Here is a 23,829-nt window from a genome sequence, read left to right as displayed (position 1 = left end):
GCGCCTCGCCCCCTGCCTTTGTCGTCCCCACATCCTTTCCGGTCATCCACACCTGGGAGAACCCATGACCCCCCTTCCCCGCATCGCCGTTCTCGGGGCCGGCGCCGCCGGAGCCGCCGCGGCCCGCGCGCTCGCCGCCCGCGAGGACCTCCGCCTCACCGTGTTCACGCCGGCCGGCGAAGGCCCGCTCATCCGGACGCTGCTCCCCTCCGTCGCCTTCGGCCCGCTCGCCCCGGAGCTGGTCGCGATCGGCCTTCCCCAGACCGATATCGTCGCCGACGCCGCCGTGCGGGTGGACCGCGAGCGGCGCGAGATCGAGCTGTCCTCGGGCCGAACCCTCACCGCCGACGCGATCGTCGTCGCCACGGGAAGCACGGCACGGGAACTCCCTCCGGACCTTCCCGGCCGCGATCACGCCCTCGCCTCCGGGCGCCTGCACACGCTGCACGGGATCGCCGACGCGGTGCGCATCCGCGACCTGCTCAGCCGCCACCCGGGCGGCGCGGACGTCGCCCTCCTCGGCGGCGGCGCGATCGCCGCGGAGACGGCCTCGACCCTCCACCGCGCGGGGCACCGCGTCACGCTGATCGCGCGCAGCGACGTCCCGGGGCGGGCCGCATTCGGCGACGAGATCGCCGAACTCCTCGTCCGGGTACACCGGGAGCGCGTGCGGACGCTCCTCGGCCGCGTCCTGGTCCGGCTCGACGCCGGCGACGAGAGCGTCATCCTCGATCTCGACGACGGGACCATCGTGCGCGCGGATCTGGTGCTGGCCGCGCTCGGGTCCGTCCCCTCCGCCCCCTCGCCGTGGACCGACGGGGTCGATGTCGACGCCGGTCTGCGCACCCCCTATCCGGGCGTGTACGCGGCCGGCGGGGTCGCTCGCCACCACGACCATCTGCCCGGCCCCTGGCGAATCGATCACTGGGAGGAATCCGCGGCGCAGGGCGCCCATGCGGCACGCGCCGTCCTCGCGGACCTGGGCCGGGGCGAGGATCCGGGGCCGTACCGCCCGCGGAGCCCGTTCACCGCCATGGTCCACGGGCTCGCCGTCTCCGGGGCCGGGCTGCTGTCCTCTCCCGGAACGCGCGACGCGGGCGACGCGTTCGTCATTCGGCACCTGCAGGGACGTCGCCACATCGGTCTCGGCGCCGTCGACGCCGTGGGCGTCGTCTTCGCCGCGGCGCCCACGCTGCACGCGGAGCCGGAGCGGTGACGCTCCGCACGTCCGGATCGCCGGATTCGGGAATACCCTACCCCCCTAGGGTATTATCCTCTGTCGGGACCAATCCGGTCCGCACTCTCGTCAACGAACCGAACGGAGTTCGCCGTGTCTTCCCCAACCACTAAGAGCACGACGCGCTGGTGGGGCCTCGCCATCATCGCCCTGGCGCAGTTCATGGTCATCATGGACGCGTCGATCATCGGCGTCGCGCTCCCCCAGATGCAGAAGGACCTCGGCTTCACGCCCCACGACCTCTCCTGGGTGTTCAATGCGTACGTCATCGCCCTCGGCGGCCTGCTGCTGCTCGGCGGCCGCCTGTCCGATCTGCTCGGTCCGCGGAGGATGTTCGCCGCGGGCTGGGTGATCCTCGCCATCGGCTCCCTGGTCGCCGGCTTCGCCGGCGACGTCCCCGTCGAGCTCATCGGCCGCGTCCTCCAGGGCGTCGGATCCGCACTGATCGCCCCGGCCGCACTCACGCTGCTCATGATGCTCTTCGGATCGGATCCCCGCGAGCTCACGAAGGCGATGGCGTTCTACGGCGCCGCGGCCCCCGCGGGCGGCACCGCCGGCGTGTTCCTCGGCGGAGTGATCACCGAGTTCGCCTCCTGGCCGTGGGTGTTCTTCATCAACGTCCCGATCGCCGCGCTCGTGCTGCTGCTGATGTGGCGCGCGCTGCCCTCCGGCAAGGTCGGCGCCCGCGGGTCGGTCGACGTGATCGGCGCGCTGACCGTCACTCTCGGCCTCGCCGCGCTCGTCTACGGGATCGTCCGGGCCGAGGTGGCCGGGTGGGGATCCGCCGAGACGTGGATCGCGATCGGGGCCGGCGTGGTGCTGCTGGTGCTGTTCCTCATCATCCAGCGCGTCAAGCGCGAGCCGCTGATGCGGCTGTCCATCTTCCGCTCGCCGAACCTCGGCGCCGCGAACCTGGCGCAGGTCCTCCTCGGGGCCGCCTGGGTGCCCATGTGGTTCTTCCTGAACCTGTACCTGCAGCAGGTGTTGGGCTTCAGCGCCTTCCCCGCCGGCGCCGCGCTGCTGCCGATGACCGTGCTCATCATGCTGGGCATGATCGTGCTCGCTCCGCGGATCATGGCGGCGTTCGGTCCCAAGGCCCCGATCGTGGTGGGCCTGCTGATCCTCTCCGCCGGCCTGGTGTGGATGGCCTTCATCCGCCCCGACGGCAACTACTGGGTGGACGCGTTCGGCCCGTCGCTGGTCGTCGCGTTCGGACAGGCGCTGGCGTTCATCCCGTCGCTGCAGATCGCCATCTCGGCGGCCCCGCCGGAGGAGGGAGGACTCGCCTCGGGCATCGTGAACACCAGCTACCAGGTCGGATCCGCGATCGGGCTCGCCGTGGTCGCGGCCGTCGCCGCGGGGTTCGGGGCGGGGCAGCTCGGCGACCCGGTGGCGCTGACGGGCGGATATTCGGCCGCGTTCGTGACGGCGGCGATCATCGCCCTCGCCGGCGCGCTCCTCACGGCGATCCTGTACCGGACGCACCGCCACGACGCTGCCCTGCGCGGCTGACACGCACAGCGGTCGAGGAGGGGACCGGCGCCCGGCGCGCCGGTCCCCTCCTCGCCATCCGGAGCCGGAGGTGCTACATCCTGGCGTACCGGGCGCGTGCGAGGCAGAACAGCCCGTACGCCACCAGCCCCACCCCGACGGCCCACAGCAGCGCCCGCCCGAACGGCAGCGCCGCGATCCGATGCAGCGCGCCATCGAGGCCGGACGCCTGGGACGGATCACGCGTCAACGCCGACAGGACGAACAGCGCGCCGGTCGCCGCCACGGCGACCCCCTTGGCGACGTAGCCCACCACGCCCACGGCCACCGTGATCCTGCGAGCGATCCGGCCGGCGGGCAGGCGCATCGTCTTCTCGAACCCTCGAGTGACGCCCGCGACGCCGAACCCCACCCCGGTGGCGAACACCCCCGCCCCGACGAGCACGAGCAGCACGACGCCGCCCGGCGTGGACAGGACCCCGGCGCTCACTCCCTGGGACGTCTCCTCCGACTCCGCGCGCCCTCCGAGCGCGATCACCGCGGCGGTGGCGGCGATAGCGAGGTACGCGACGGCGGCTCCCACGATGACCGCGCGCCGAGCCCAGGTGCGAGCCTCGCCGTCCCGGACCGTCACGACGGCGGAGACGAGCTGCCAGACCGCCAGCACGACGAGCCCGGCGGCGACCGCCCAGAGCAGGAGCCCGCCGATCGGGAGCCTTCGGATCCCCTCCAAAGCGCCGTCCTGGTCGGCGTCGCCGCCCGCCCCGACCGCGACGGACAGCGCGATGGCACCGATCATGAGGTGCACCAGTCCCAGCACGACGTATCCGGCGCGGGCCGTCCGCCGAAAGGCCGTCGACCGGCGAGCGGCGCGGGCGGCGCCTCGGGGAGTCTTCACGGGGGCAGGGTACCGGGCGCCGTCGCCGCAGGCAGGGCCCTTGCGCTCACCGGAACGGGGCCTCCCGCGTGCTCAGCCGGAACCGGAGGCCGTCGAGCACGAGCGCGAGCGAGGTCTCGAACACCTCGTCGTCGCCGATGCCCACCAGCTGCGGAGCGGCCGCCGCGAGGTGCGGATACTCCGCGGGCGAGGCGCGCAGGTAGTCATGGCCCAGGGCGAGCCGATCGCCCGCACGGGACTCCGGATCCAGCAGCGAGGCAGAGGCCTCGTAGGCGCTGACCGCGAACACCAGATCCGTGAGGACCCGGTAGAGCACCACGGCCCCCCTGCCCCGGAACCCCGCGCGCTCCAGGGTGGCGAGGACCAGGTCGGCGCCGCGGAACTCCGCGGGGCTGCGCGTGATCCGTGTGGCGACGAGCACCGCGACGGCCGGCTGCACGAGGCACGCGCGGCGCAGGCGACGGGCAAGATCGCGAAACGTCTCGGCCCAGTCCGGCCCCGGCGCGACGTCGGCGATGGCCCCGTCGAGCATCCGCTCCGCCATCGCGAGAACGATCTCGTCCTTCGACGCGAAATGCCGCAGCACCGCGGTGTGGTCGGCGCCGAGCACGGTCCCGAGCCGGCGAAGCGTGAGGGCCGCCGGCCCGCCGGCCACGACGATGCGCGTCGCGGCGTCGAGGATGCCCGACCTCGTGAGGGTCGCCCTCGCCCGACGCCCCGGCGCCCGGCCCGACGCCCCGCTCATCGTCGCTCCACGGCGGCGACCACCGCGGACAGCGCCGCACAGGTCTCCCGGTCCCTGGCGGCGTCGTCGGGGTCGTTCCACGCGCTGGTCTTGACGATCACGGTCTCCGAGTCCGGGTCGACCCACAGGTACTGCCCGTGCACGCCCAGGCCGGTGAAGGCCCGCCGTTCGCCTCCGAGCGTCCACCACTGGTTGGCATAGCCGTAGTGCGGATATCCGCCGCCGCCCTCGATCGCGCCGACCTCGAGCGCGGGCAGCTCCGAGCCCCGGCTGCGCGCGACCCACTCCGCGGGGACGATCTGCTGACCGTCCAGGCGCCCCGCCGAGGCCATCACCATGCCCACCCGCGCCACGTCGCGGACCGTGGCGTTCAGCGAGCCCCCGCCGAGCGCCGTCCTCGGGCGCCCCCGGGTGAGGAAGTAGAAGGCATCGGCCTCCGCTCCGATCGGCCCCCAGAGCCGCTCCTCCGCATAGCGCGCGAGCGTCTTCCCGGTCGCCGCCTCGAGGATCCAGCCGATGACGTGCGAATCCAGCGTCGAGTACATGAACGACGCGCCCGGAGCGCGACGACGCGGGGTGGAGCGGATGACGTCGAGCACCGATCCCCCCGTCGTCACCGCGGCCTCGAAGCGGCGGACGGGCGCGTCGGGGACCGTCCAGTCCTCCAGGTCGCCGACGCCGCTGGTCATGTCGAGGAGATGCGCGAGCGTGACCCCGTCGTACCCGGATCCCCGCAGCTGGGGCAGATGATCCACCACCTGGTCCGTGACGGCGCCGATCTCGCCGCGCTCGAGCGCGATCCCGACGAGCATCGACGTCACCGACTTCGTCAGCGAGAACAGCTGGAAGCGGGTCTTCGGCCCCGCCCACGGCCCGCGGTACTCCTCGTGCAGCACCTCGCCGCGATGGACGACGAGGAATCCCCTGGTGTGCGTGCGCCGGTGCAGATCGTCGAGGGAGTACGTCGCGCCCCCGTGGCGGTAGCGCAGCGCCCGCGTCGAAAGACCGACCCGGGCCCGCGGCAGCGGCCGCACCCGGTCGCTCCGGCGCACGAGCTCGCGGGGCATCAGCGTATCCATGTGCGTGAAGGTCCACGAGTTCAGCGGGCGACGCGCGGCGATCTCCCCCTGGTGGCGCCACAGCCACGCTCCCCCGGCCGCGGCCGCCGTCGCGACGCCCAGCGCGCCCATCACTCTGCCGATCGTCATCCGGCTTCCCCTCCCCTGCGGGTCGTGGATCCCAGTGTATGTCACCGCTGGTGACACCGCCGTGGACGACTTTCCCGCGAGCGCCGGATCCGACACGATAGGGAGATGACCGAGGGCTACGATGCCGAGTTCCTGACCGCCGCCGTCCCCCTGCCGTCGCCGTCCGCCCCGGTGCGCCGCCTCGACTACCCCCGCTTCACGGTGCTGCTCGCTCCCGAGCGCCGCCTGGCCGCCGTGACCGGCGTGAACATCGACGGTCCCCATCTCCGGGACCTGCCGCGCGACGGCGACTGGCATCTCGATCCGCGCCTGCCCGCCCACGAGCAGACGGGGGCGGAGGTCTACTCCGGCAACGATCTCGATCGCGGCCACCTCGTGCGTCGTCGGGACCCCGGCTGGGGCGATGCGGATCAGGCGCGCGCCGCGATGCGCGCGACCTTCGCCTACCCGAACGCCGCGCCCCAGGCCGCCGGCTTCAACCAGTCACCGCTGCTCTGGCTGGGCCTGGAGGACCACGTGCTCCGGTACGCGGAGGCCACCGCTCAGCGGGTCTCCGTCTTCACCGCGCCGATCCTCGCCGACGACGACCCGGCGTACCGGGGCATCCGCGTCCCGCTGCGGTTCTGGAAGATCGCCGCGTGGAGCGGACCGACAGGACTCGCGTCCGCGGGCTTCGTCCTCGATCAGTCCGACCTCGTCGACACCACGGATGCGAGGATCGCTCCGCCCGCCCTGGGCGCCTTTCGCACCTTCCAGGTGCCCGTCGGGGACATCGCCGCCCTCGCCGGACTCGACGCCGGACCGCTGAGCGACGCGGACGTCCTCACTCGGACGACGACCCGCCCGCCGTCCTGGCACCCGCTCTCGGACGTCCGCGACATCAGGCTCTGACCGCAGGATCCCGACGTCGGAGGCGTCCCGACTCCGTCTGCGGGATCATCGCGCGACGCCGCGGAGGACGACGGACACGGCCTGCTCGGCCAGCGTTTCGGGCATCTCCCCATCGAACTGCGTCACGTACAGATGCACGACTCCCCCGAGCATCGCGATCACCAGACGCGGGTCGGTGTCGGGCCGCAGTCGGCCGGCCGCGATGCCACGGCGCACGATCTCCTCCGAGGCGGCCATCCGCACCTCCCAGAACCCCGCCCGCGCCGTGGCGACATCGGCATCGTCCGCGAGCGAGCTGCTCCGAACGAGCCCCGCGCCGATCGGCGACCGGCAGAACGCGACGAGCGATTCGACGAAGGTCGTGAGGTCCCGTTCCACGTCCCCCGTGTCCGGGATCGTGATCCGCTCGTCGACCTGCGAGAGCAGCGCGTCCAGCAGCAGCTGCGGCAGCGTTCTCCAGCGCCGGTAGATCGACGTCTCGTGGACGCCCGCCGCCTGCGCGACATCGGAGATCCGCACCTGGTCGATCCCCTCGCGCTCGATGCGCTCCAACGTCGCGTCGATCACCGCACGACGCAGCGCCTCACCGCGCTTCTGCTTGGTCGGGAGGGATGACGCCATGCTCGGATCTTAACGCAAGCTGTCTTGCGTTAACCAGTCGGAAGCCCTAGTCTCGCCATACCGCAAGTGGACTTGCGTTGAGAGGAGGGCGATGATGCTTCCCATCCGCGTGCACCGCGGCATCCCCTACGCCCAGGCGGAGCGGTTCGGCCGCCCCGCGCCGGTGCCCGCCGGGCCGCCCGTCCCCGGCGGGATCTCCGTCGAAGCACCGCAGCAGCCCAGTCGTCTGGCCCTGGTGATGGGTACCGCGGCGCCGCTGGAGCAGCAGGAGGACTGCCTCGAGCTCACGATCTTCGCGCCTGCCTCCGTCGATCCGACCCCCCTCCCCGTCCTCGTGTGGCTTCACGGCGGGGCCTACCTCACCGGGTCCGGGGGCTGGAACCTCTACGACGCGACCGCGCTCGCGGCGCGCGGCCCGATGGTCGTCGTGGCGGTGAGCCATCGCCTCGGACTGCTCGGCTACGCCCCGGTCCCCGGGATCAGCGCCGGGAACCGCGGCCTGGCGGACCAGATCGCGGCGCTGGGGTGGGTGCAGCGACACATCGCCTCGTACGGCGGTGACCCCCGCCGCGTCACGGTGGCGGGCCAGTCCGCGGGCGCGCAGGCGATCGTGGCGATGCTGGGCATCGATGAGACGCGGGGGCTGTTCCGTCGCGCGGTCGTCCAGAGCGCGCCGATCGGACTCGGCTTCCATTCCGCCGCGGATGCCGCACGCGTCGCCGCGATCGTCGCCGCGAACGCCGGGACGGATCTGACGACGTGCTCGGTCGAGGACGTGCTGGCGACGCAGGAGCGCGCGGCCGAGGCCCTCGCCGGTGCGGGCCTGCTGCGCGCCGCGCCACCCTTCCAGCCGGTCTGGGGTGTCGACCCCCTGCCGGAACCGGAGGTCTGGCAACAGGCCGTCGACGCACGGATCCCCGATGTCGAGCTGCTGATCGGCACCACGGCCGACGAGGCCGCGGCGTTCGTCGCGAATCCGCACGACCCCGGGTCCGAGGAGGCGGACGCCGCCAATCGCCTGCGACAGATGATGACGCAGACGGTCTTCGCGCAGGGGGCGACGGAGCTGGCCGATCGCTGGTCCGAGAACGGCGGACACGCCCACCTGTACCGGTTCGAGAGGCACGGTGACGCCAATCCTCTCGGCGCCTGTCACTGCTTCGAGCTCCCGCTGCTCTTCGGCGCCCCCGAGGACTGGCAGGACGCGCCGATGCTCGCGGGGATCCCGCCGCAGCGGACCGCCGAGGCGCGGGCGTCCGTGCAGAGACGTTGGGCCGGTTTCGTCCGCGACGGCGATCCGGGCTGGGACGCGCACGCCGTCGGTCGCCCGCCGCAGGCGCTCTGATCGGAGGCGTGGACGTGTCCGAAGCAGGCACCGCAGAGGTGGTCGGCGGCGGGATCGCCGGCCTCAGCACGGCGATCGCGCTCGCGCAGCGCGGGTGGCGCGTCACGCTGCATGAGCGACAGGACCGTATCCGCGCCGTCGGCGCCGGGATCTATCTCTGGGACAACGGGCTGGCCGCTCTGGAGAGCCTGGGCGCGTTCGACGACGCCACCCGGGGAGCGCGGATCGCACCGGCGGTCGAGGCACGCTCGCGTCTCGGGCGCACGCTGTACCGCATCCCGATCAACGCCGAGGGACGCACCCGCTGCTTCACGGTGCTGCGGGAGACGCTGATCGACGCGCTCCGATCGGCGGCCGAGGCGTCCGCGGTCGACCTGCGCACGACCTCGACCTGCCTGGACGTCGATCCCGCGGGGACGCTCACCCTGGCCGACGAAGAGCGGCGTGCGGACCTGGTCGTCTGCGCCGACGGGGTCGGGTCTCGTCTGCGCGATCGTCTCGGCCTCCTCCAGGAGCGGGTGCAGATGCGCCAGGGAGCGGCGCGCATGATGATCCGCACGACCCCCGGCGACGACTTCGACGTGCACGCCGAGTACTTCGGCCCGCGCCGGCGCGTCCTCGTGACGCCGTGCACGCCTGAGCTCACGTACGTGGCGCTCGTCAGCGAGGCCGGAGACGACAGGGGCGCGGGGTCGGGTCCGGCGCACGGCTGGGAGCGGGACTTCCCGGCGCTCGACTCCCTGCTGCGCGCCGAGCCCGTGGCGGTGGTGCCCTGGTCCCGATTCGAGCTGGTCCGGCTCACCGCGTGGTCTCGGGGTCGTGTCGCCGTCCTCGGCGACGCCGCCCACGCCCAGCCGCCGTACCTCGGGCAGGGCGGCGGGACGGCGATGATGAACGCCCTGTCGCTGGCCCACGCCGTCACCGGCGCATCGGACATGCCGAACGCCCTCCGGGTCTGGGAGCGGCGGCAGCGACCGGCGGTGGAACGGACCCAGCTGACGTCGTTCCGCATGCGCGGTCTCGACCGGCTGCCGAACGCGCCGAGGTCGGCGCTGCTGCGCGCGGCCGGGGTGCTCCCCGGCGTCCAGAGGTCCGCCCTGGCGGCGACCAGGGAGCGGCCGGCGATCGGCGCCCGGTCCGCACCCGTCCTCAGAGAAACGACAGGAGACACCCCATGATCACGACGATGCGCGTAGGAGATGTGGACATCGCGTTCGACGACCAGGGCTACGCCCCGCATGCCCCGGCGATCGTGCTGCTGAACGGTTGGGCGCACGACCACCGCGCCTGGACCGGCCTGCTGCCCCTGCTTCGGGACGACTTCCGAGTGATCCGCGTCTGCTGGCGCGGTCACGGCCCCGACCGCACCCCACGGGGCGACTTCGGCGTCGCGGAACAGACCGCCGACACGATCGGGCTCCTCGACGCCCTGGACGTGGAGAGCTTCGTCCCCCTCTCCCACGCGCACGGCGGATGGGTGGGACTGGAGATGGCGGAGCGGCTCGGCCCCGACCGGGTGCCCGCCGTGATCCTCCTGGACCTGATCATGACCCCTCCGCCGGCCGAGTTCGCCGCGGGGGTCGCCGCCCTGCAGGACCGCGCCACCTGGAAGGCGGCCAGGGACGGCCTGCTCCAGTCATGGCTCGACGGCAGCACGAACCAGGCGGTCCTGGACCATGTGCGTTTCGACGCGGGCGGGTTCGGGTACGACATGTGGGCGCGCTCGGGCCGTGAGGTGCAGGCCGCGTACGCGCAGTGGGGCTCGCCGATGGGGCGCATGTCCCAGCTGTCCGCGCCACGACCGATCCGGCACGTCTTCAGCCACCCGAAGGACGAGGCGTACGACCGCCTGCACGCGGAGTACGCGGCGGCCAACCCGTGGTTCAGCTATGCACGGCTCGACGGTGAGACCCACTTCCCCGGCATCGAGCTGCCCGGGGAGGTCGCCGCCCAGACCCGGGAGGTGCTGCAGAGCATCGCCTGACGAACGGTGCGGTCGCCTCCGGCGCCGCACAGGGGACGGACGCGCGGTCCGGCCGGGAGAGCCCGACTCCCGGCCGGCACCGCGCGTCTTCTCTTCCTCGCCGGACGGCTTCCCGGATGGCCGGCCCGCGGTCCGGCTGACGGGAGGCGCGATGTCGCGCAAGCAGGTCCTCCGCGGGACGGGAACCGCGACACCCGACGCCGCCGCTACCGCAGGCGCTTGCGAAGGAAGACCTGGGCCGTGCCGTCTCCCTGGTCGATCCGCTCGGCCTCCCGGTAGCCGCAGTCGGTGTACAACGCGATGTTGGCCTCGCTGAGACTGCCGGTGAAGAGCTCGGCCTCGGCGCAGTCGGTGTCCGCCTCGATCGCCTCGAGAAGCCGCCGGCCGATGCCTTCCCCCTGGACGTCGGGTGCGACGGCGATCCGACCGATCTGCAGCACCCCGTCCCGCTCGCGTGCTCGGACGGCGCCGACGATCCGGTTCGCAAGGACGGCGACGAATCCCTGCGCATCCCGCAGCTCCGCCTCGACCTGCTCCAGGGTCTGGGTCAGCGCCGGCTGATCCGGGTCCCGATACACGAGCGCCTCCGAGACGAACGCCGCGCGCTGGAGGGTGAGCACCTCGCCCGCGTCTTCCGGCGTGATGCGTCTGATCTGGATCGCCATCTGGTCCCTTCCTCACGGTGCGCCAGCCACGATATCGAGCGCGCCGAAGATCCGCCCGGGGGTCGACCTCCCCGGTCGTTCGCGATATGCGGCGCGGCCCTCGGCGGGATCCGCCGGCCTCCCTCGTCCCAGGACCGACGAACGTGCGGTGAAGCGCGCTCAGCCGTTCATCCCGAGCCCGATGGCGACGACGGCGAGCACCGCGTCGATGACGACCACGATCGCGAGGACGATCCGGAGGGTACGAGAGCGCTGGACGAGCAGCGAGAGCGCGGAGACCAGGGTCACGAGCGCGATGCTGACCGGCGTCATCGTGATGAACGCGAAGAGCACGGCACCCGACGAGTCCCGAGGAAGCGCGACCAGGGCGATGATGGCCAGGACCAGGAACAGGACGACGAGATCGCCCCCGATCGCCCGGGAGGCCGCCGATGCCGACCTCCGCACCCGCGCGACGATGACGCGCGACACGGCGACGATCGACATGACGGCGAGAGCCTGCCCCGGCGCCCCGTACGGGAGCGGGCCGCCGGGATGCCTCCACTCCTGCGCGATCAGGATCAGGAGGAAGGCGGCGTGGTACGTGAGGGCGCCCGCCAGCGCACCGGAGTACGCCTCGGGCAGCCCCTGCGCGCCGTCCTCGCCCCACGCGGCCACGTCGTGCTTCATCTCCCGCATGCTATCGAGGTGCTGTTGGCCTCGTACGTGCCCCGATCCTTGCCGTGAAGGGGTGCGCGACATAGGGTTCTGTTAACAGAACGGAGGTGAGCCGTGCCGGACGCGCTCGGGACGATGCTGCGCACGCTGCGCGCGGACCGGGGCGTGTCGCTGTCCGAGCTGGCACGCCGAAGCGGCGTCGGCAAGGGCACGATCTCGGAACTGGAGAACGGTCTCCGCGGCGCCCGCCTCGACACCCTCTTCGCGCTGACCACCGCCCTGGACGCCCCGCTCAGCGCGCTGCTGCCCGAGCGCGCGGGCGCCGATGCCGCGCCGGTCGCCGGCGCATCGGTGAGCGCGGTCCTCCTCGACCGCTGGGACGACGATCAGGGGCTGGTCGAGGCGTATCGGGCGACCCTGACGACGGATCGGCAGGAGAGCCACGGTCACGCGGACGGCGTCGAGGAGACCGTCACCGTCCTCGGCGGACGCGTCCGCATCGGTCCGATCGGGCACGAACGCGAGCTCGGCGCCGGGGAGAGCCTGCGTTACCGCGGCGACATCCCGCATCGCTTTCAAGCTCTGGACGCCTCTGCCCGCGTCGTCCTGCTCATGCACTACCCACCCGCCACCACACCCGCCAGGGCGACACCGCCCCGACGGACAGAGGAGCACGAATGACCGTCGACCAGACGCTGCCCGAGCGCAGCCGCATCGTCCAGCAGCACGTGACCGACGCCGGGATCACCGCGCGCGTCCGCGAGCTTCCCGACTCCGCCCGCACGGCGACGGAGGCGGCGGCAGCGCTCGGATGCGAGGTGGGCGCCATCGCCAACAGCCTGCTGTTCCTCGCCGACGACGAGCCCGTGCTCGTCATGACGAGCGGGCGTCATCGCGTGGATCCGGCGGTCCTCGCGGGCCAGCTCGGGGCCGCGCGCATCGAGATGGCCACGGCGAAGCAGGTCAGGACCGTCACCGGGCAGGCGATCGGCGGAGTCGCGCCGGTCGGGCACCCCGCCCCGGTGCCCACGGTCATCGACGAGGCCCTCGCCGACTACGACACGATCTGGGCGGCGGCGGGGACGCCGCACACGGTGATGCCGCTCACGATCGACTCCCTGTCGGCGCTCACCGGCGGCCGCCGGGTGCGGGTCGCCACGGACTGAGCCGGGTCGCCGAGCTCGCGTCATCGCCGCAGCGCGGCGCACGGTTCGTTGCTTCATCTCATGAGGTGCCGAGCTTCTCCACCGCGAAGTCGAGGAGGGCGGAGGCCCGCGGGGTGAGCGACATGTCCGCGGGCCAGATGCCCACCACGTGCGAGACGGTGACCGGCGGGTCCAGCGGGCGGATCACGACGGGACGCCCCTCAGTGCTCATGGGCAGGGTGTTCGGTCGTGACATGAGCAGGCCGTACCCGACCCCGCGTCCGACGAGCGCCTCGACGAGCGAGATCTGCGGAACCCGCGCCTCGATCCGGGGTTCGAGCCCCCGGGCCGAGAAGGCGTCGGTCACATTGCGTGTCCCGGGCGTCGCGTCGTAGAGGATGAACGGCTCGTCGGCGAGCTGCGCCAGATCCACCGCGGGAGCGGATGCCAGCGGGTGATCGGGATGCAGATGGACCTCGAGCCGCGTGGCGTAGATCCGGCGGCGGCGATACCCCACGGGCAGGGACACGTCGAAGACGAGAGCCACATCCAGCCGCCCGGCCTCCAGACCGGAGAGCAGCTCCTCGTTGGTGCCCACCATGATCTCGAGCTGCACACCGGGATGCCGCTTGGGGAACCCCTCCAGAAGCTCCGGGACGACGTTCGTAGCGAAGCTCGAGTAGCAGCCGAGCTTCACCGGCCCCCGAAGCTCTCCGTCCCGCCCCGCGCCGAGCACGAGCTCCCGGGTGTCCGCGACGATCCTCCGGGCGTTCTCGGCGAACCGCTGGCCGGTCGGTGTCAGGGTGAGACCGCGCGCCTTGCGCCGGACGCACAGCTGCTCTCCGACCGCCTTCTCCAAGGCCGTGATCGCCTGCGACAACGCGGACTCGGAGATGTGGAGGTGCGCTGCGGCGGCACTCAACGTGGAGAAGTCCGGCAGCGCGGCGAACAGCTCCAGCTGCCGCAGGCTCACATCCATGTCATGCCTCGTCCGGTCGGCTTCTTCAGTCTGACTGAATTATATCCGCGGATTAGTGCGATTTACATGCAGTGACAACGGCTCCACGATAGGAGGACCCGATTCCCGATCCCTCCTTCCGGAGGGAGAACAATGACGTTAGGGACAACAATGACCTCCACCCCCGCCACCGGCGATCCCGCGTCCCAGCGCCGGATCGCGTTCGCGACGATCATCGGCACCACGATCGAGTGGTACGACTTCTTCATCTACGCCACGAGCGCCGGGCTCGTCTTCGCGCAGCTGTTCTTCCAGCCGGCCGGGAAGGAGATCGCGCTCCTGCTCTCCTTCGCCACGGTCGGCATCTCCTTCCTCTTCCGTCCGCTCGGCGCCTTCCTTGCCGGGCACTTCGGCGACATCATCGGCCGCCGCGCCATGCTGGTCGCCACCCTGGTCCTCATGGGCGCGGCCACGACGCTCATCGGCGTGCTCCCGACGTACGCGCAGATCGGCATCGCGGCACCGGTGCTGCTACTCCTGCTGCGGATCCTGCAGGGCCTCTCGGCCGGCGGGGAGTGGGGCGGTGCCGTCCTGATGGCGGTCGAGCACGCCCCCGCCGACCGTCGCGGTCGCGCGGGATCCTGGCCCCAGCTCGGCGTGCCGCTCGGGTTCCTGCTGGCCTCCGGCATGACCGCGCTCATGACCGGGCTCATCTCTCCCGGTGAGGCCTACCTGCAGTGGGGCTGGCGTGTGCCGTTCCTCGTGAGCGTCGTGCTCATCGTCGTCGGCTTCGTGATCCGGCGCTCGGTGGCCGAGAGCCCGGTCTTCGCCGAGATCGCCCGACGCGGGAAGCAGGAGTCCCTCCCGATCGTGACCCTCTTCCGGCGCCACGGACATCTCGTCTTCCTCGCTGCCCTGGTGTTCGTGGGCAACGGCACCCTCGGGTACATGACGACCGGCGGGTTCCTCAACAACTACGCGATCAGCGTCCAGAGCCTCGACACCACGGCGGTTCTCCTCGCCGCCGTGTTCGCGGCCGTCGTCTGGTTCTTCTCGACGCTCCTCGCGGGTCGTCTCGCGGACCGGATCGGACGGAGGGCCACCTTCCTCATCGGCTTCGGCATCCAGGCCGTCGTCGTGTTCCCCGTCTTCTGGCTCGTCGACGCCGGAGGCCTTCCCGGCCTCTACGTCGCGGTCCTGCTCATCTCGAGCGGACTCGGGCTCACCTATGGCCCGCTCGCCGCGTGGTACGCGGAGATCTTCCCCGCGTCCGTCCGCTTCTCCGGCGTCTCCATCACCTATGCGATCGGCGCGGTGCTCGGCGGGGCGTTCGCGCCGATGATCGCGCAGATGCTGCTGGGCGCCACGGGCACCACGGCCTCCGTCTCGGCGTACCTGCTCTTCGCCACGCTCCTCGGCGCCGGCGCGACGCTGTGTCTCCGGGACCGCAGCGGGATCCCGCTGGGGCCGGACCACGAGACCGAGCAGGCGCAGGGAGCCACCGTCTTCACGCCGAGGAACACCGCGCAGAGCCTCGCGCCGACCCGATAACCACCGCGCAGTCCGCTGCGACGCCGTCAAGGAGAACCCATGCGAGATCAGGACACCAGGATTGCGATCATCGGCGGAGGGATGGGCGGGCTCACGGCCGCCATCGCTCTCCGCCGGATCGCGGGACTCCGTGCGACCGTGTTCGAACAGGCCGCGCAGCTCGGTGAGGTCGGCGCCGGGGTCACCGTCGCGCCCAATGCCGCGCGGGTCCTCGACCGACTCGGCGTGCTCGACGGCATCCGGCAGGCCGGAGCCGTCCCCGACGGACACGGCGTCTACCTGAACGCCCTCGGCGAGGTCGTCACCGATGCGGCCTGGGAGGACACCTCCCGGCAGTACCGGAACATCGGGATGTACCGTCCGGACCTCATCGCCGCCCTCGCCGCGGAGGTGGATCCCGACACGGTCCGCCTCGGTCACCGCCTCGTGTCTGTCGAGGCGGAGGACACGGGCGTACGGACGCGGTTCGGCAACGGCGCCGAGGAGGTGTTCGACGCCGTGATCGGCGCGGACGGCATCCACTCCGTGGTGCGGCAGGCCGTCGGTCAGCACCCCGAGCCCGTCTACTCGGGGTACATCGTCTATCGCGGCGTCGTCGACGCCGCGCGTCTGCCGGACGACTGGCCCATGATCAGCCAGGTCTGGATGGGCGACAGCAGGCACTTCATGTGCTATCCGCTGCAGCAGCGCAGGCTGTTCAACTTCGTCGCCGGAATCCCGAGCGACCGCCCCCTGCATGGGCCCTGGTCCGGTCCGGCGGATGTCGCGGAGCTCGCCGCCGAGTTCGCAGGGGACGGCTGGGATCCCCGGCTGCGCCATTTCATCGGCCGCATCGAGAAGACCTTCTGGTGGGGACTCTTCGACCACGACCCGCTGACCGACTGGTCGCGGGGCCCGATCACGCTGCTCGGCGACGCGGCGCACACGATGCTGCCCCACCAGGGGCAGGGGGTGAACCAGGCGATCGAGGACAGCATGGCCCTGGCCACGTTCCTCGCGGCAGCGGACGACGTCTCCGACATCCCCGAGGCCTTCCGTCGGTACACCGCCGTCCGCATGCAACGCACCGCGATCCTGCAGAACGGGTCCCGGCGAGCGGGTGCGATGTTCGACGCCCAGAACGAGTTCGCGGATCTGTCCAAGCGCGACGCGGACATCCGCGTCGGCCGGGACTTCCGCCGCGGCGTGGTGTTCGACTACGACGCCCAGAAGGTCGCCGAGCGCGCGCTCGCCCGATTCAGGAAGGTCCAGTACGCATGACATCGATCAGCATCATCGGAAGCGGCAAGATGAGCGGCGCCATCGCCGAGGTCGCCGAGCGGGCCGGCGCCCGCATCCAGGTCATCAAACGCCGTGCGACGAGCATGTCCGCCGCTCGCCCCGGCCTCGAGTATGGAGTCCTCGGCGACGACCTGACCGGCGACCTCGTGGTCCTGGCCGTGCCCTACGGCGCGTATTCGAGCGTCCTCGACCACTATCGGGACCGTCTCGCCGGCAAGGTCGTGATCGACATCAGCAATCCGATCGACTTCACCACGTACGACCAGCTGATCTCCCCCGCCGATTCCTCCACGGCCGCGGAGCTCGCCGCTCTGCTGCCCGAAGGCACCGCCGTGGTGAAGGCCTTCAACGTGAACCTCGGAGACACGCTCACCAGCGGCACGAACGGCACGACGCCGACGACAGTGCTGTACGCCGGGGACTATGCGGATGCCAAGATGTCGGTCGCCGCGCTCGTCGAGGCGGCGGGGATGCGGGCCGTCGACGTCGGCCCGCTCACCCGCGCACGGGAGCTGGAGGCCATGGGCTTCCTCCAGATCATCATGGCCGCCCTGGGGAAGACGCGCTACGAGTCCGGGTTCGCGCTCCTGTCCTAGCCGGCATCGGAGCGAGCAGTCCGTACCTGCTCCGTCAGGTCAGCGGGCAGTGAGAGCGGCGGCGGCGATGAGCGGGGCGAGCGTCACGACGAGGATGAACACACGTTCGCTCGCGCCGAACGTCCGGGCTCGAAGGTCCGGGAACACCATCGATATCACGAGGGCGGCGAGGGACACCGCCGCAACCGGGTCCAGCACACCGACGACGAACGCGGGTGTCCCCGAGAGCAGACGCCCGAGCGGTCCGATGGTCGAGGAGGCGAGGGTGAACCAGCCGATCGCCAACAGCAGGTGGATCCGGCCCCGGATCGTCGCGGGCTGCCCGGACCGGTCGGTGGGGACGAACGGCATCGCCGCGACGACGAGGCCGAGGACGATCAGCCAGGCGCCCACGCCCAGGCGGCGCGACCCCAGCGCGGCGTCGCTCAGCACCCCGGCGCCCAGGGCCGCCCAGGCGGTCGCCGCTGTCCAGGACGCGGCCGCCGCGATCCTCCGTGTGCGGGCGGAGGGAGACGCGGCATAGTCGCTGACCGTCTCGCGCAGGGGATGGACCCCGCCCGGCAGGAGATGCAGCGTCGCGAAAAGGACGAGCCGGATCACGAAGAGTCCGGTCGCGAGGAGCAGGAGAGGATGTGCCATGGAGATCCTTCTTCGACGTTCGGTGGCGAGGACTCCTGGAACGCTAGAGACTGAAGCAGGTTGAAGGTCAAGGAGCCCATGAGAATCAGCGAACTCGCTCGGCGGACCGGTCTCGCGCCCTCAGCGATCCGCTACTACGAGCAGCAGGACATGTTCAGCCCGGGTCAGATCGCTCGGCATCCGAACGGATACCGGGACTACGGCCCGGCGGCGGTGCGTCGCATCGAGCTCATCGCGGCGGGGCGCGCCGCAGGGTTCTCACTCGCTCAGATGCGCACCAGGATGCGGGACTGGGACACCATGGGCCGCGCGCAGCGGGCCGCCCTGCTCGACGAGCAGCTGCGCGTCCTCGACGAGCGGATCGCGGAGCTGACGCGCGGACGCGACGCGGTGCGCGACGCGCTCCGCGAGCTCGCGGTCGCGCCCGACGAGCCCGACCGGGGGCGGTGACCGCGCCACCCCTCGGCCCCGGAAGCCACTCAAACACTTGAACGTTGTCTTCAAACGATTGAGTCCCTACCGTTGTCGTGGTCAGCTCAAGGGAGAGGAAACAGCGATGAGCACCACGACCGACGCGCCCCGTCGTTCCGCCGTGCGCCCCTTCGGGTGGCGCGACCGAGTCGGCTACATGTTCGGCGACCTCGGCAACGACTTCACCTTCATCTTCGCGTCGGCATACCTCATGGTGTACTTCACCAACGTGGCCGGGTTGGACCCGGTGCACGTCGGGACGCTGTTCCTCGTCGCCAGACTCGTCGACGCGTTCACGGATGTCGGGTGGGGGCGGTTCCTCGACCGGCACTCCCCCGGCCGCGACGGGCGGTTCCGGCCATGGCTGGCGCGGATGGCAGTGCCCGTGGCCGTCGCGAGCGCGCTCATGTACGTGCCGTTCGTGGCGGACTGGGACTACGGGGCCAAGCTGACCTTCGCGGCCGTCACCTATCTCCTGTGGGGATCGATCTGCTATACGACGACGAACATCTCGTACGGCTCGATGGCGTCGGTCATCTCGGATGACCCGATCCACCGATCCTCACTGTCGGTGTTCCGCGGTCTCGGCGCGAACGCAGCGGGTCTGTTCGTCTCCCTGGTGCCGCCCCTGTTCATCTACGCGACGATCGACGGCACCTCACAGGTGGTTCCCTCCCAGTTCTTCCTGACGGCGAGCGTGTTCTCCGCGTGCGCGGCGCTGTTCTACGTCCTCTGCTACGCCGGCGTCCGCGAGCGCATCGAGGCCCCGCTGGTCGCGCGGCCGCGACGCTTCTCCGCTCTCCTGCGCCAGCTCGTGACCAGCCGTCCGCTGCTGACCCTCATCGTCGCGAACATCGTCATCATGCTCGCGGGTCTGTTCGTCGCAGCCATGGCGGCCTATCTCTGGCTCTACCACTTCAACGACGGCGCGATGTCCGGCCCCGCTCAACTGGCGGCGTACGTTCCTGGGCTCGTTCTCGCACCGATCGCCGCCCGCGCTGCGGGACGATACGGGAAGAAGGAGGTCCTCGTCGCCGCACTGTTCGGCGCTGCGGCGGTCTACGTCGTGCTGTTCCTCCTGCACGTGGAGCATCCCTGGATCTTCATCGCCCTGAATCTGCTCGCCGGGTTCGGGATCGGGTTCTACAACCTGCTCGTCTGGGCCGTCGTCGGAGACGTCATCGATGCGGAAGAAGTGCGCAGCGGCCAGCGCGACGACGGCTCCGTGTACGCGATCAACACCTGGGCTCGCAAGGTGGGCCAGGCGATCGCCGGGGGCGTCGGCGGTTTCGCGCTCGCCCTGATCGGGTTCCAGTCCGGGCGCCCCACTCAGGACGCGGCCACCATCGACGGCATCTACGCGTTCTCCACGCTGGCGCCAGCGGTGCTCTACGCCGTGGCCGCCATGATCCTCCTGACCTTTCCCCTCACCCGAGGCCGGGTTCTGCTGAACATCGCGGAACTGGAACGGCGCCGCCGGAGCAGGAGCGCCGCATGATCAAGCGTCCGACGCTCAAGGACATCGCGGGTCGCGCGGGGGTCTCCGTGTCGACGGTGTCCTACGCCCTCAACGACGCCTCCACCGTGGCGCTCTCGCCGGACACCCGGGCCCGCGTGCGCCGTATCGCCAAGGAGCTCGGCTACATCCCGAACAGCCTCGCGCAGTCCCTGCGGTCCCGCACGAGCCGCAGCATCGGGATGATCGTGACCAAGCCCCTCTCGAACCCGCGATATGCCGCGATCGTGCAGGGGGCGAGCGCCGCGCTGGCGACGGAGCGGATGCACCTGACGATCCTGACGGACGCGGCGGCGCCGCACGACCTCGACGACTATCGAAGCGGGCGCCTCGACGGCGTCGTGTTCGTCGGCCATGACGACGAGGCGGCCCCGACCGTCGTCCTCGACGCGGCAAGGGACGAGGGACTGCCTCTCGTCGTTCTCGACTGCGGGGCCCCGCCCGCCGACGTCCCGTACTCGACGGTGGACTTCGACTACGCCGGCGGGGCCACCGCGCTCCTCGACGAGTTGGCGGAGCGCGGCGTACGGTCAGTCCTGCACGTGCGTCCCGAGGTGTCCTCCCGCGCCGAGCGCCTGCGCGAGAAGGCGCTCGTCGGCGCCCTCGCCCGCCACCCCGGGCTCTCCCTCCGCGTCGTCACGACCGGGGTCACCGACGACGTGCTGCGCGCGATCGAGCAGGACCCTGAGCTGACCAGGGACTACGCGCGCGACCTGGGGAGCGCGATCGACACAGCGCTCACAGCGGTCAACGGCGAGGCCGCCGAGACCGCGGTGTTGTGCTCCTGGGGCGCGGACGTCGAACCGGCGATGGCGTCCCGGAGAGTGCGCGAGGACGGGATCCTGGTTGCCGCCCTCGCCGCCGGCACCCTGTCACCGCGCGTCTGGCCCCAGCTCCGTTACTCGCGCCTCCCCCTCGCCCGCGCCGGAGCGGAGGCCGCGCGACTGATCATGCAGGAGATCGCTGGCGGAGGCCACGAGCACCTCGTTCTCGCTCCCGAGCTCGACCGTCCCTGACCTCCCCGACCCCGCACCAGAAAGCAGGAACCGTGAAGCCCACGAACATCGTCTTCATCATGTCCGACGACCACGCCGCGCACGCGATCTCGGCGTACGGCAGTCGGGTCAACCACACCCCTCACCTCGACCGGATCGCCGACGAGGGCATGCGACTCGACGCCGTGTACTGCACCAACTCGATCTGCAGCCCGTCGCGCGCATCGATCCTGACCGGAACCTACAGTCACGTGAACGGGGTGTCGTCGATCTGGACGGAGATGGACTACCGCGTCCCGACCTTCGTCGAGGTGCTCCAGCGCACGGGCTATCAGACGGCGCTGTTCGGCAAGTGGCACCTGGGCGAGCACGGCCAGGCCAGGCCCCGCGGCTTCGACGAGTGGAAGGTCTTCCCCGGGCAAGGCGACTACATCGATCCCGAGATGATCGGCCCGGACGGCGCGGAGACGGTCGAGGGATACGCCACCGACATCGTCACGGATCAGGCCCTGGACTGGCTGGAGCGCCGGGACACGGACCGGCCGTTCTGCCTGCTCGTGCACCACAAGGCGCCGCACCGTCCCTGGGTGCCCGACCCCCGGCATCGGCATCTCTATGCCGATGGCACCATCCCGGAGCCGGAGACCTTCTTCGACGACTACGCCACCCGCAGCAAGGCGGTGCAGGGCGTGCACATGACCTTGGCCGACGACATGGGTGCCGACGATCTCAAGACCGAGGTGCCGCCGCACCTGCGTGGTCCGGAGAACCGGAAGGCCCGCATGCGCTGGAAGTACCAGATCTACATGCGGGACTACCTGCAGTGCATCCAATCCATCGACGACAACGTCGGGCGCCTGCTCGATCGGCTGGATGCGCAGGGGCTGACGGACGACACTCTGGTCGTCTACACCTCGGACCAGGGGTTCTTCCTGGGGGATCACGGCTGGTTCGACAAGCGCCTGATGTTCGACCAGTCTCTGCAGATGCCTGTGCTCGTGCGCTGGCCGGCCGAAATCGCGCCGGGCACCTCCTCGGACGCGATCATCACGAACGTGGACTTCGCCGCGACCCTCCTCGACGCCTGCGGCATCGATGCGGACGACGCCCTGCCGACGTCGCAAGGACGCAGCTTCCGCCCCCTGCTGCGCGGCGAAGCGGTGACGGACTGGCCGGATGCGGCGTACTACCGGTATTGGGAGCACGACGACCCGATCCACCATGCACCCGGTCACTATGGCATCCGCACGAAGGAGCACAAGCTGATCTGCTTTTACGGCGCGGGCCTCGGCGTTCCGGGCGCGTCGGACCGCCTGTTCGAACCGGAATGGGAGCTGTACGACCTGCGCCGTGATCCCACGGAGATCCACAACGTCGCAGACGACCCCGCCTACGCCGAGATTCGGGCGGAGCTCGAACGCACCCTGGCGCGGTATCAGGAACACTACGGAGATCTGCCGTACACCGGTCCGGATACCGTGCACCCGGAGTGGGGGCCGCACGACCAGGAGATGCTGGCCCTCGTCCAGGAGTACGTCGCGAAGATCCAGGCGACCGCCTGAACACGTCACGCGCGTCGTGTCATCCTCACGCCGGAGGAGCCTCGTGCTCCTCCGTGCGGAATCCGGCGGCCCGGTGCGTGCCGTCGCAGAAGGGCTTGATCGAGGACAGCCCGCAACGGCAGAGCGCCACGGTCCGCCGACGACGCTCGATCCTCTCGCCCTCGGGCGAGAGGATCACGGCGTCGCCGCGAACGAGGAGGGGCCCGTCCGGGTAGGGGGTGATGGTGACCGGGTCGCGGTGCCGACTCATGCCGGCACCGCCTTCCGCAGCGACGACTCCCCGCGCTCCCACTTCTCCAGGAGCTCGGCACCCACCAGAGCGTCGATCGTCAGACATGCGGCGGCGCCGAACATGATGTCCGGAAGCAGATCGGGTCGGTCCTCGGCGAGCGCGCCGGCGAGGTCGCGGGCGGCGATCTGCTCGTGGACCGCGTCCGCTTCGACGTGCTCGTCGAAGTAGTCCGTGACGTCGTCGGAGAAGCCGAGCCGTCGGAAACCGTCGCCATAGAGCCGGTTCGGGATCGACGAGGTCATCTCGAACGCGGCGAGGTGCCCGACGATCGCGCCGATCAGACGACGGTTGAGGCCGAACAGCGACATCAGGTTGTGCGAGGCGAGCGTGATCGCCGGAACGTGCTCCACGTACGCGGCATACGTGTCGTCGAGACCGGCTCCGCGGAGCGTCTTGGCGAAGATCTCGGCGTGGACCCGCTCCGGGCGCCCTCCGCCGTACTCGTCCGCCTGGATCTCGACGAGCGCCGCCTTCGCGCGCCCGCTCAGTCGCGGGATGGCCCAGGAATGCGGGTCGGCCTCCCGACGCGTGTAGATCGATCGCTGGATCAGGAACTCCCTCGCCTGTTCGAGCGTGGCCTTCCTCGCGAGGAACCGCGACAGGCTCGGACCGTCGTCCTCGTCGACGAGCGTGAACAGCGCTCGCGCCACAGCGCCCTGCGCGGCCGGCGGCAGCGTCGGCACGGGAACGGCGGGCCGCACGGCCACCTCGAAGACCTCTTCCAGCCGGAGGCGGGTCTCGACGAGCTCCGGATCCCATTCCTGTGCGGGGTCGATCCCGTCGACCGAGCCGTACGCCGAGGCGTAGAGCATCCACAGCGACAACTGCAGGTCGTCATCGCGGAGCGGGTCCGTGCTCTCGTGCGCCGCCGCGCCGCTGAGCACGCCCAGCGGGGCCGCCGACCGCCCGGTCAGTCGCTCGAGCACGGCCTGGCTCAGCGCTCCGCGAGCGTGGAAAGGGATCGACGGTGTCGGGGTGGTTGCCGTGGTCACGGGGCTCCTCTCGTCCGGACCCCGAGCTTGACCGTCGTCCGTGCTCGCGAGAAGGGCCTTGACGAGCCGGCCTCTCGTCGCCATGCGGG

General features: G+C 71.2%; 25 protein-coding genes. 15 read left to right on the top strand and 10 right to left on the bottom strand.

What is annotated here, in order from left to right; genetic code table 11:
- The first annotated feature begins 64 nt into the window (after positions 1–64).
- A complete protein-coding gene (locus tag V6R91_RS16520) occupies positions 65–1,216 on the top strand; it encodes an NAD(P)/FAD-dependent oxidoreductase (RefSeq protein ID WP_336396123.1) in 1,152 nt (383 codons plus the stop codon).
- Between the two features lie 114 nt (positions 1,217–1,330).
- On the top strand, positions 1,331–2,749 hold the full coding sequence (locus tag V6R91_RS16515) for an MFS transporter (RefSeq protein WP_336396122.1): 1,419 nt from the start codon (positions 1,331–1,333) through the stop codon (positions 2,747–2,749).
- 73 nt (positions 2,750–2,822) lie between these two features.
- Here V6R91_RS16515 and V6R91_RS16510 read toward each other — a convergent pair whose 3' ends face one another.
- From V6R91_RS16510 to V6R91_RS16500, 3 genes are read right to left on the bottom strand one after another with little or no spacing between them, the layout of a single operon-like run.
- Positions 2,823–3,626, bottom strand: coding sequence for a DUF1206 domain-containing protein (locus V6R91_RS16510; protein ID WP_336396121.1), 804 nt, complete (start codon positions 3,624–3,626; stop codon positions 2,823–2,825).
- Between the two features lie 46 nt (positions 3,627–3,672).
- On the bottom strand, positions 3,673–4,371 hold the full coding sequence (locus V6R91_RS16505) for a TetR/AcrR family transcriptional regulator (RefSeq protein WP_336396120.1): 699 nt from the start codon (positions 4,369–4,371) through the stop codon (positions 3,673–3,675).
- Positions 4,368–5,579: a serine hydrolase domain-containing protein gene (locus tag V6R91_RS16500; RefSeq protein ID WP_336396119.1), complete on the bottom strand. Its 1,212-nt coding sequence runs from the start codon at positions 5,577–5,579 to the stop codon at positions 4,368–4,370. The genes V6R91_RS16505 and V6R91_RS16500 overlap by 4 nt, the downstream gene beginning before the upstream one ends.
- 105 nt (positions 5,580–5,684) lie before the next feature.
- Here V6R91_RS16500 and V6R91_RS16495 point away from each other — a divergent pair, with 105 nt between their 5' ends.
- On the top strand, positions 5,685–6,470 hold the full coding sequence (locus V6R91_RS16495) for a DNA/RNA non-specific endonuclease (protein WP_336396118.1): 786 nt from the start codon (positions 5,685–5,687) through the stop codon (positions 6,468–6,470).
- A gap of 45 nt (positions 6,471–6,515) precedes the next feature.
- Here the strand turns inward: V6R91_RS16495 and V6R91_RS16490 are convergent, their stop codons facing one another.
- Complete coding sequence (locus V6R91_RS16490; protein ID WP_271062706.1) at positions 6,516–7,091, bottom strand: TetR/AcrR family transcriptional regulator; 576 nt, start codon at positions 7,089–7,091, stop codon at positions 6,516–6,518.
- A 91-nt stretch (positions 7,092–7,182) separates the two neighbouring features.
- Between V6R91_RS16490 and V6R91_RS16485 the strand changes: the two genes are divergently transcribed.
- The 3 genes from V6R91_RS16485 to V6R91_RS16475 are packed head-to-tail and all read left to right on the top strand — an operon-like array spanning position 7,183 to position 10,420.
- On the top strand, positions 7,183–8,436 hold the full coding sequence (locus V6R91_RS16485) for a carboxylesterase family protein (RefSeq protein ID WP_336396117.1): 1,254 nt from the start codon (positions 7,183–7,185) through the stop codon (positions 8,434–8,436).
- Positions 8,437–8,450: 14 nt separating this feature from the next.
- Positions 8,451–9,614: an FAD-dependent oxidoreductase gene (locus V6R91_RS16480; RefSeq protein ID WP_336396116.1), complete on the top strand. Its 1,164-nt coding sequence runs from the start codon at positions 8,451–8,453 to the stop codon at positions 9,612–9,614.
- The gene (locus V6R91_RS16475) at positions 9,611–10,420 is read left to right on the top strand and encodes an alpha/beta hydrolase (protein ID WP_271062709.1); all 810 of its coding nucleotides are present in this window, start codon (positions 9,611–9,613) and stop codon (positions 10,418–10,420) included. The genes V6R91_RS16480 and V6R91_RS16475 overlap by 4 nt, the downstream gene beginning before the upstream one ends.
- Before the next feature lie 206 nt (positions 10,421–10,626).
- Here the strand turns inward: V6R91_RS16475 and V6R91_RS16470 are convergent, their stop codons facing one another.
- Together V6R91_RS16470 and V6R91_RS16465 are read right to left on the bottom strand one after the other, a co-directional pair.
- Positions 10,627–11,085 carry a GNAT family N-acetyltransferase gene (locus tag V6R91_RS16470; RefSeq protein ID WP_336396115.1) on the bottom strand — a complete coding sequence of 153 codons (459 nt, stop codon included), beginning with the start codon at positions 11,083–11,085 and terminating at the stop codon, positions 10,627–10,629.
- A 159-nt stretch (positions 11,086–11,244) separates the two neighbouring features.
- Positions 11,245–11,754 (bottom strand): hypothetical protein, encoded by a 510-nt coding sequence (locus V6R91_RS16465; protein WP_336396114.1) that lies wholly within the window; start codon positions 11,752–11,754, stop codon positions 11,245–11,247.
- A gap of 102 nt (positions 11,755–11,856) precedes the next feature.
- Between V6R91_RS16465 and V6R91_RS16460 the strand changes: the two genes are divergently transcribed.
- Together V6R91_RS16460 and V6R91_RS16455 are read left to right on the top strand one after the other, a co-directional pair.
- Positions 11,857–12,423, top strand: coding sequence for a helix-turn-helix domain-containing protein (locus V6R91_RS16460; protein ID WP_336396113.1), 567 nt, complete (start codon positions 11,857–11,859; stop codon positions 12,421–12,423).
- Positions 12,420–12,908: a YbaK/EbsC family protein gene (locus V6R91_RS16455; protein WP_271060594.1), complete on the top strand. Its 489-nt coding sequence runs from the start codon at positions 12,420–12,422 to the stop codon at positions 12,906–12,908. The genes V6R91_RS16460 and V6R91_RS16455 overlap by 4 nt, the downstream gene beginning before the upstream one ends.
- Positions 12,909–12,966: 58 nt before the next feature.
- Here V6R91_RS16455 and V6R91_RS16450 read toward each other — a convergent pair whose 3' ends face one another.
- Positions 12,967–13,866: a LysR family transcriptional regulator gene (locus V6R91_RS16450; RefSeq protein WP_271060593.1), complete on the bottom strand. Its 900-nt coding sequence runs from the start codon at positions 13,864–13,866 to the stop codon at positions 12,967–12,969.
- A gap of 150 nt (positions 13,867–14,016) precedes the next feature.
- Here V6R91_RS16450 and V6R91_RS16445 point away from each other — a divergent pair, with 150 nt between their 5' ends.
- Genes V6R91_RS16445 through V6R91_RS16435 form a run of 3 tightly spaced genes read left to right on the top strand, consistent with a single transcriptional unit; the run spans position 14,017 to position 17,273 of the window.
- On the top strand, positions 14,017–15,396 hold the full coding sequence (locus V6R91_RS16445) for an MFS transporter (protein ID WP_271060592.1): 1,380 nt from the start codon (positions 14,017–14,019) through the stop codon (positions 15,394–15,396).
- 39 nt (positions 15,397–15,435) lie between these two features.
- Positions 15,436–16,656, top strand: coding sequence for an FAD-dependent monooxygenase (locus V6R91_RS16440; protein ID WP_336396112.1), 1,221 nt, complete (start codon positions 15,436–15,438; stop codon positions 16,654–16,656).
- Positions 16,653–17,273 carry an NADPH-dependent F420 reductase gene (locus V6R91_RS16435; RefSeq protein ID WP_336396111.1) on the top strand — a complete coding sequence of 207 codons (621 nt, stop codon included), beginning with the start codon at positions 16,653–16,655 and terminating at the stop codon, positions 17,271–17,273. Before V6R91_RS16440 ends, V6R91_RS16435 begins: the two co-directional genes overlap by 4 nt.
- Before the next feature lie 39 nt (positions 17,274–17,312).
- On the opposite strand, the gene V6R91_RS16430 is transcribed toward V6R91_RS16435, so the two are convergent.
- Positions 17,313–17,912 (bottom strand): DUF998 domain-containing protein, encoded by a 600-nt coding sequence (locus V6R91_RS16430; protein WP_271060589.1) that lies wholly within the window; start codon positions 17,910–17,912, stop codon positions 17,313–17,315.
- Positions 17,913–17,990: 78 nt separating this feature from the next.
- Here V6R91_RS16430 and V6R91_RS16425 point away from each other — a divergent pair, with 78 nt between their 5' ends.
- The 4 genes from V6R91_RS16425 to V6R91_RS16410 all read left to right on the top strand — a co-directional run bounded on the left by V6R91_RS16425 (position 17,991) and on the right by V6R91_RS16410 (position 22,456).
- Complete coding sequence (locus V6R91_RS16425) at positions 17,991–18,362, top strand: MerR family transcriptional regulator (RefSeq protein WP_336396110.1); 372 nt, start codon at positions 17,991–17,993, stop codon at positions 18,360–18,362.
- A gap of 106 nt (positions 18,363–18,468) precedes the next feature.
- On the top strand, positions 18,469–19,881 hold the full coding sequence (locus tag V6R91_RS16420) for an MFS transporter (protein WP_336396109.1): 1,413 nt from the start codon (positions 18,469–18,471) through the stop codon (positions 19,879–19,881).
- Complete coding sequence (locus V6R91_RS16415) at positions 19,878–20,915, top strand: LacI family DNA-binding transcriptional regulator (protein WP_336396108.1); 1,038 nt, start codon at positions 19,878–19,880, stop codon at positions 20,913–20,915. The genes V6R91_RS16420 and V6R91_RS16415 overlap by 4 nt, the downstream gene beginning before the upstream one ends.
- 32 nt (positions 20,916–20,947) lie before the next feature.
- The gene (locus V6R91_RS16410) at positions 20,948–22,456 is read left to right on the top strand and encodes a sulfatase family protein (protein ID WP_336396107.1); all 1,509 of its coding nucleotides are present in this window, start codon (positions 20,948–20,950) and stop codon (positions 22,454–22,456) included.
- A gap of 25 nt (positions 22,457–22,481) precedes the next feature.
- Here V6R91_RS16410 and V6R91_RS16405 read toward each other — a convergent pair whose 3' ends face one another.
- Together V6R91_RS16405 and V6R91_RS16400 are read right to left on the bottom strand one after the other, a co-directional pair.
- Positions 22,482–22,706 (bottom strand): CDGSH iron-sulfur domain-containing protein, encoded by a 225-nt coding sequence (locus tag V6R91_RS16405; RefSeq protein ID WP_231820637.1) that lies wholly within the window; start codon positions 22,704–22,706, stop codon positions 22,482–22,484.
- A complete protein-coding gene (locus V6R91_RS16400; protein WP_442928152.1) occupies positions 22,703–23,686 on the bottom strand; it encodes an iron-containing redox enzyme family protein in 984 nt (327 codons plus the stop codon). Before V6R91_RS16400 ends, V6R91_RS16405 begins: the two co-directional genes overlap by 4 nt.
- Positions 23,687–23,829: the final 143 nt, after the last annotated feature.

The sequence above is a fragment of the Microbacterium sp. CCNWLW41 genome (assembly GCF_037083505.1).
This window is presented reverse-complemented; position numbering and strand designations above follow the sequence as displayed.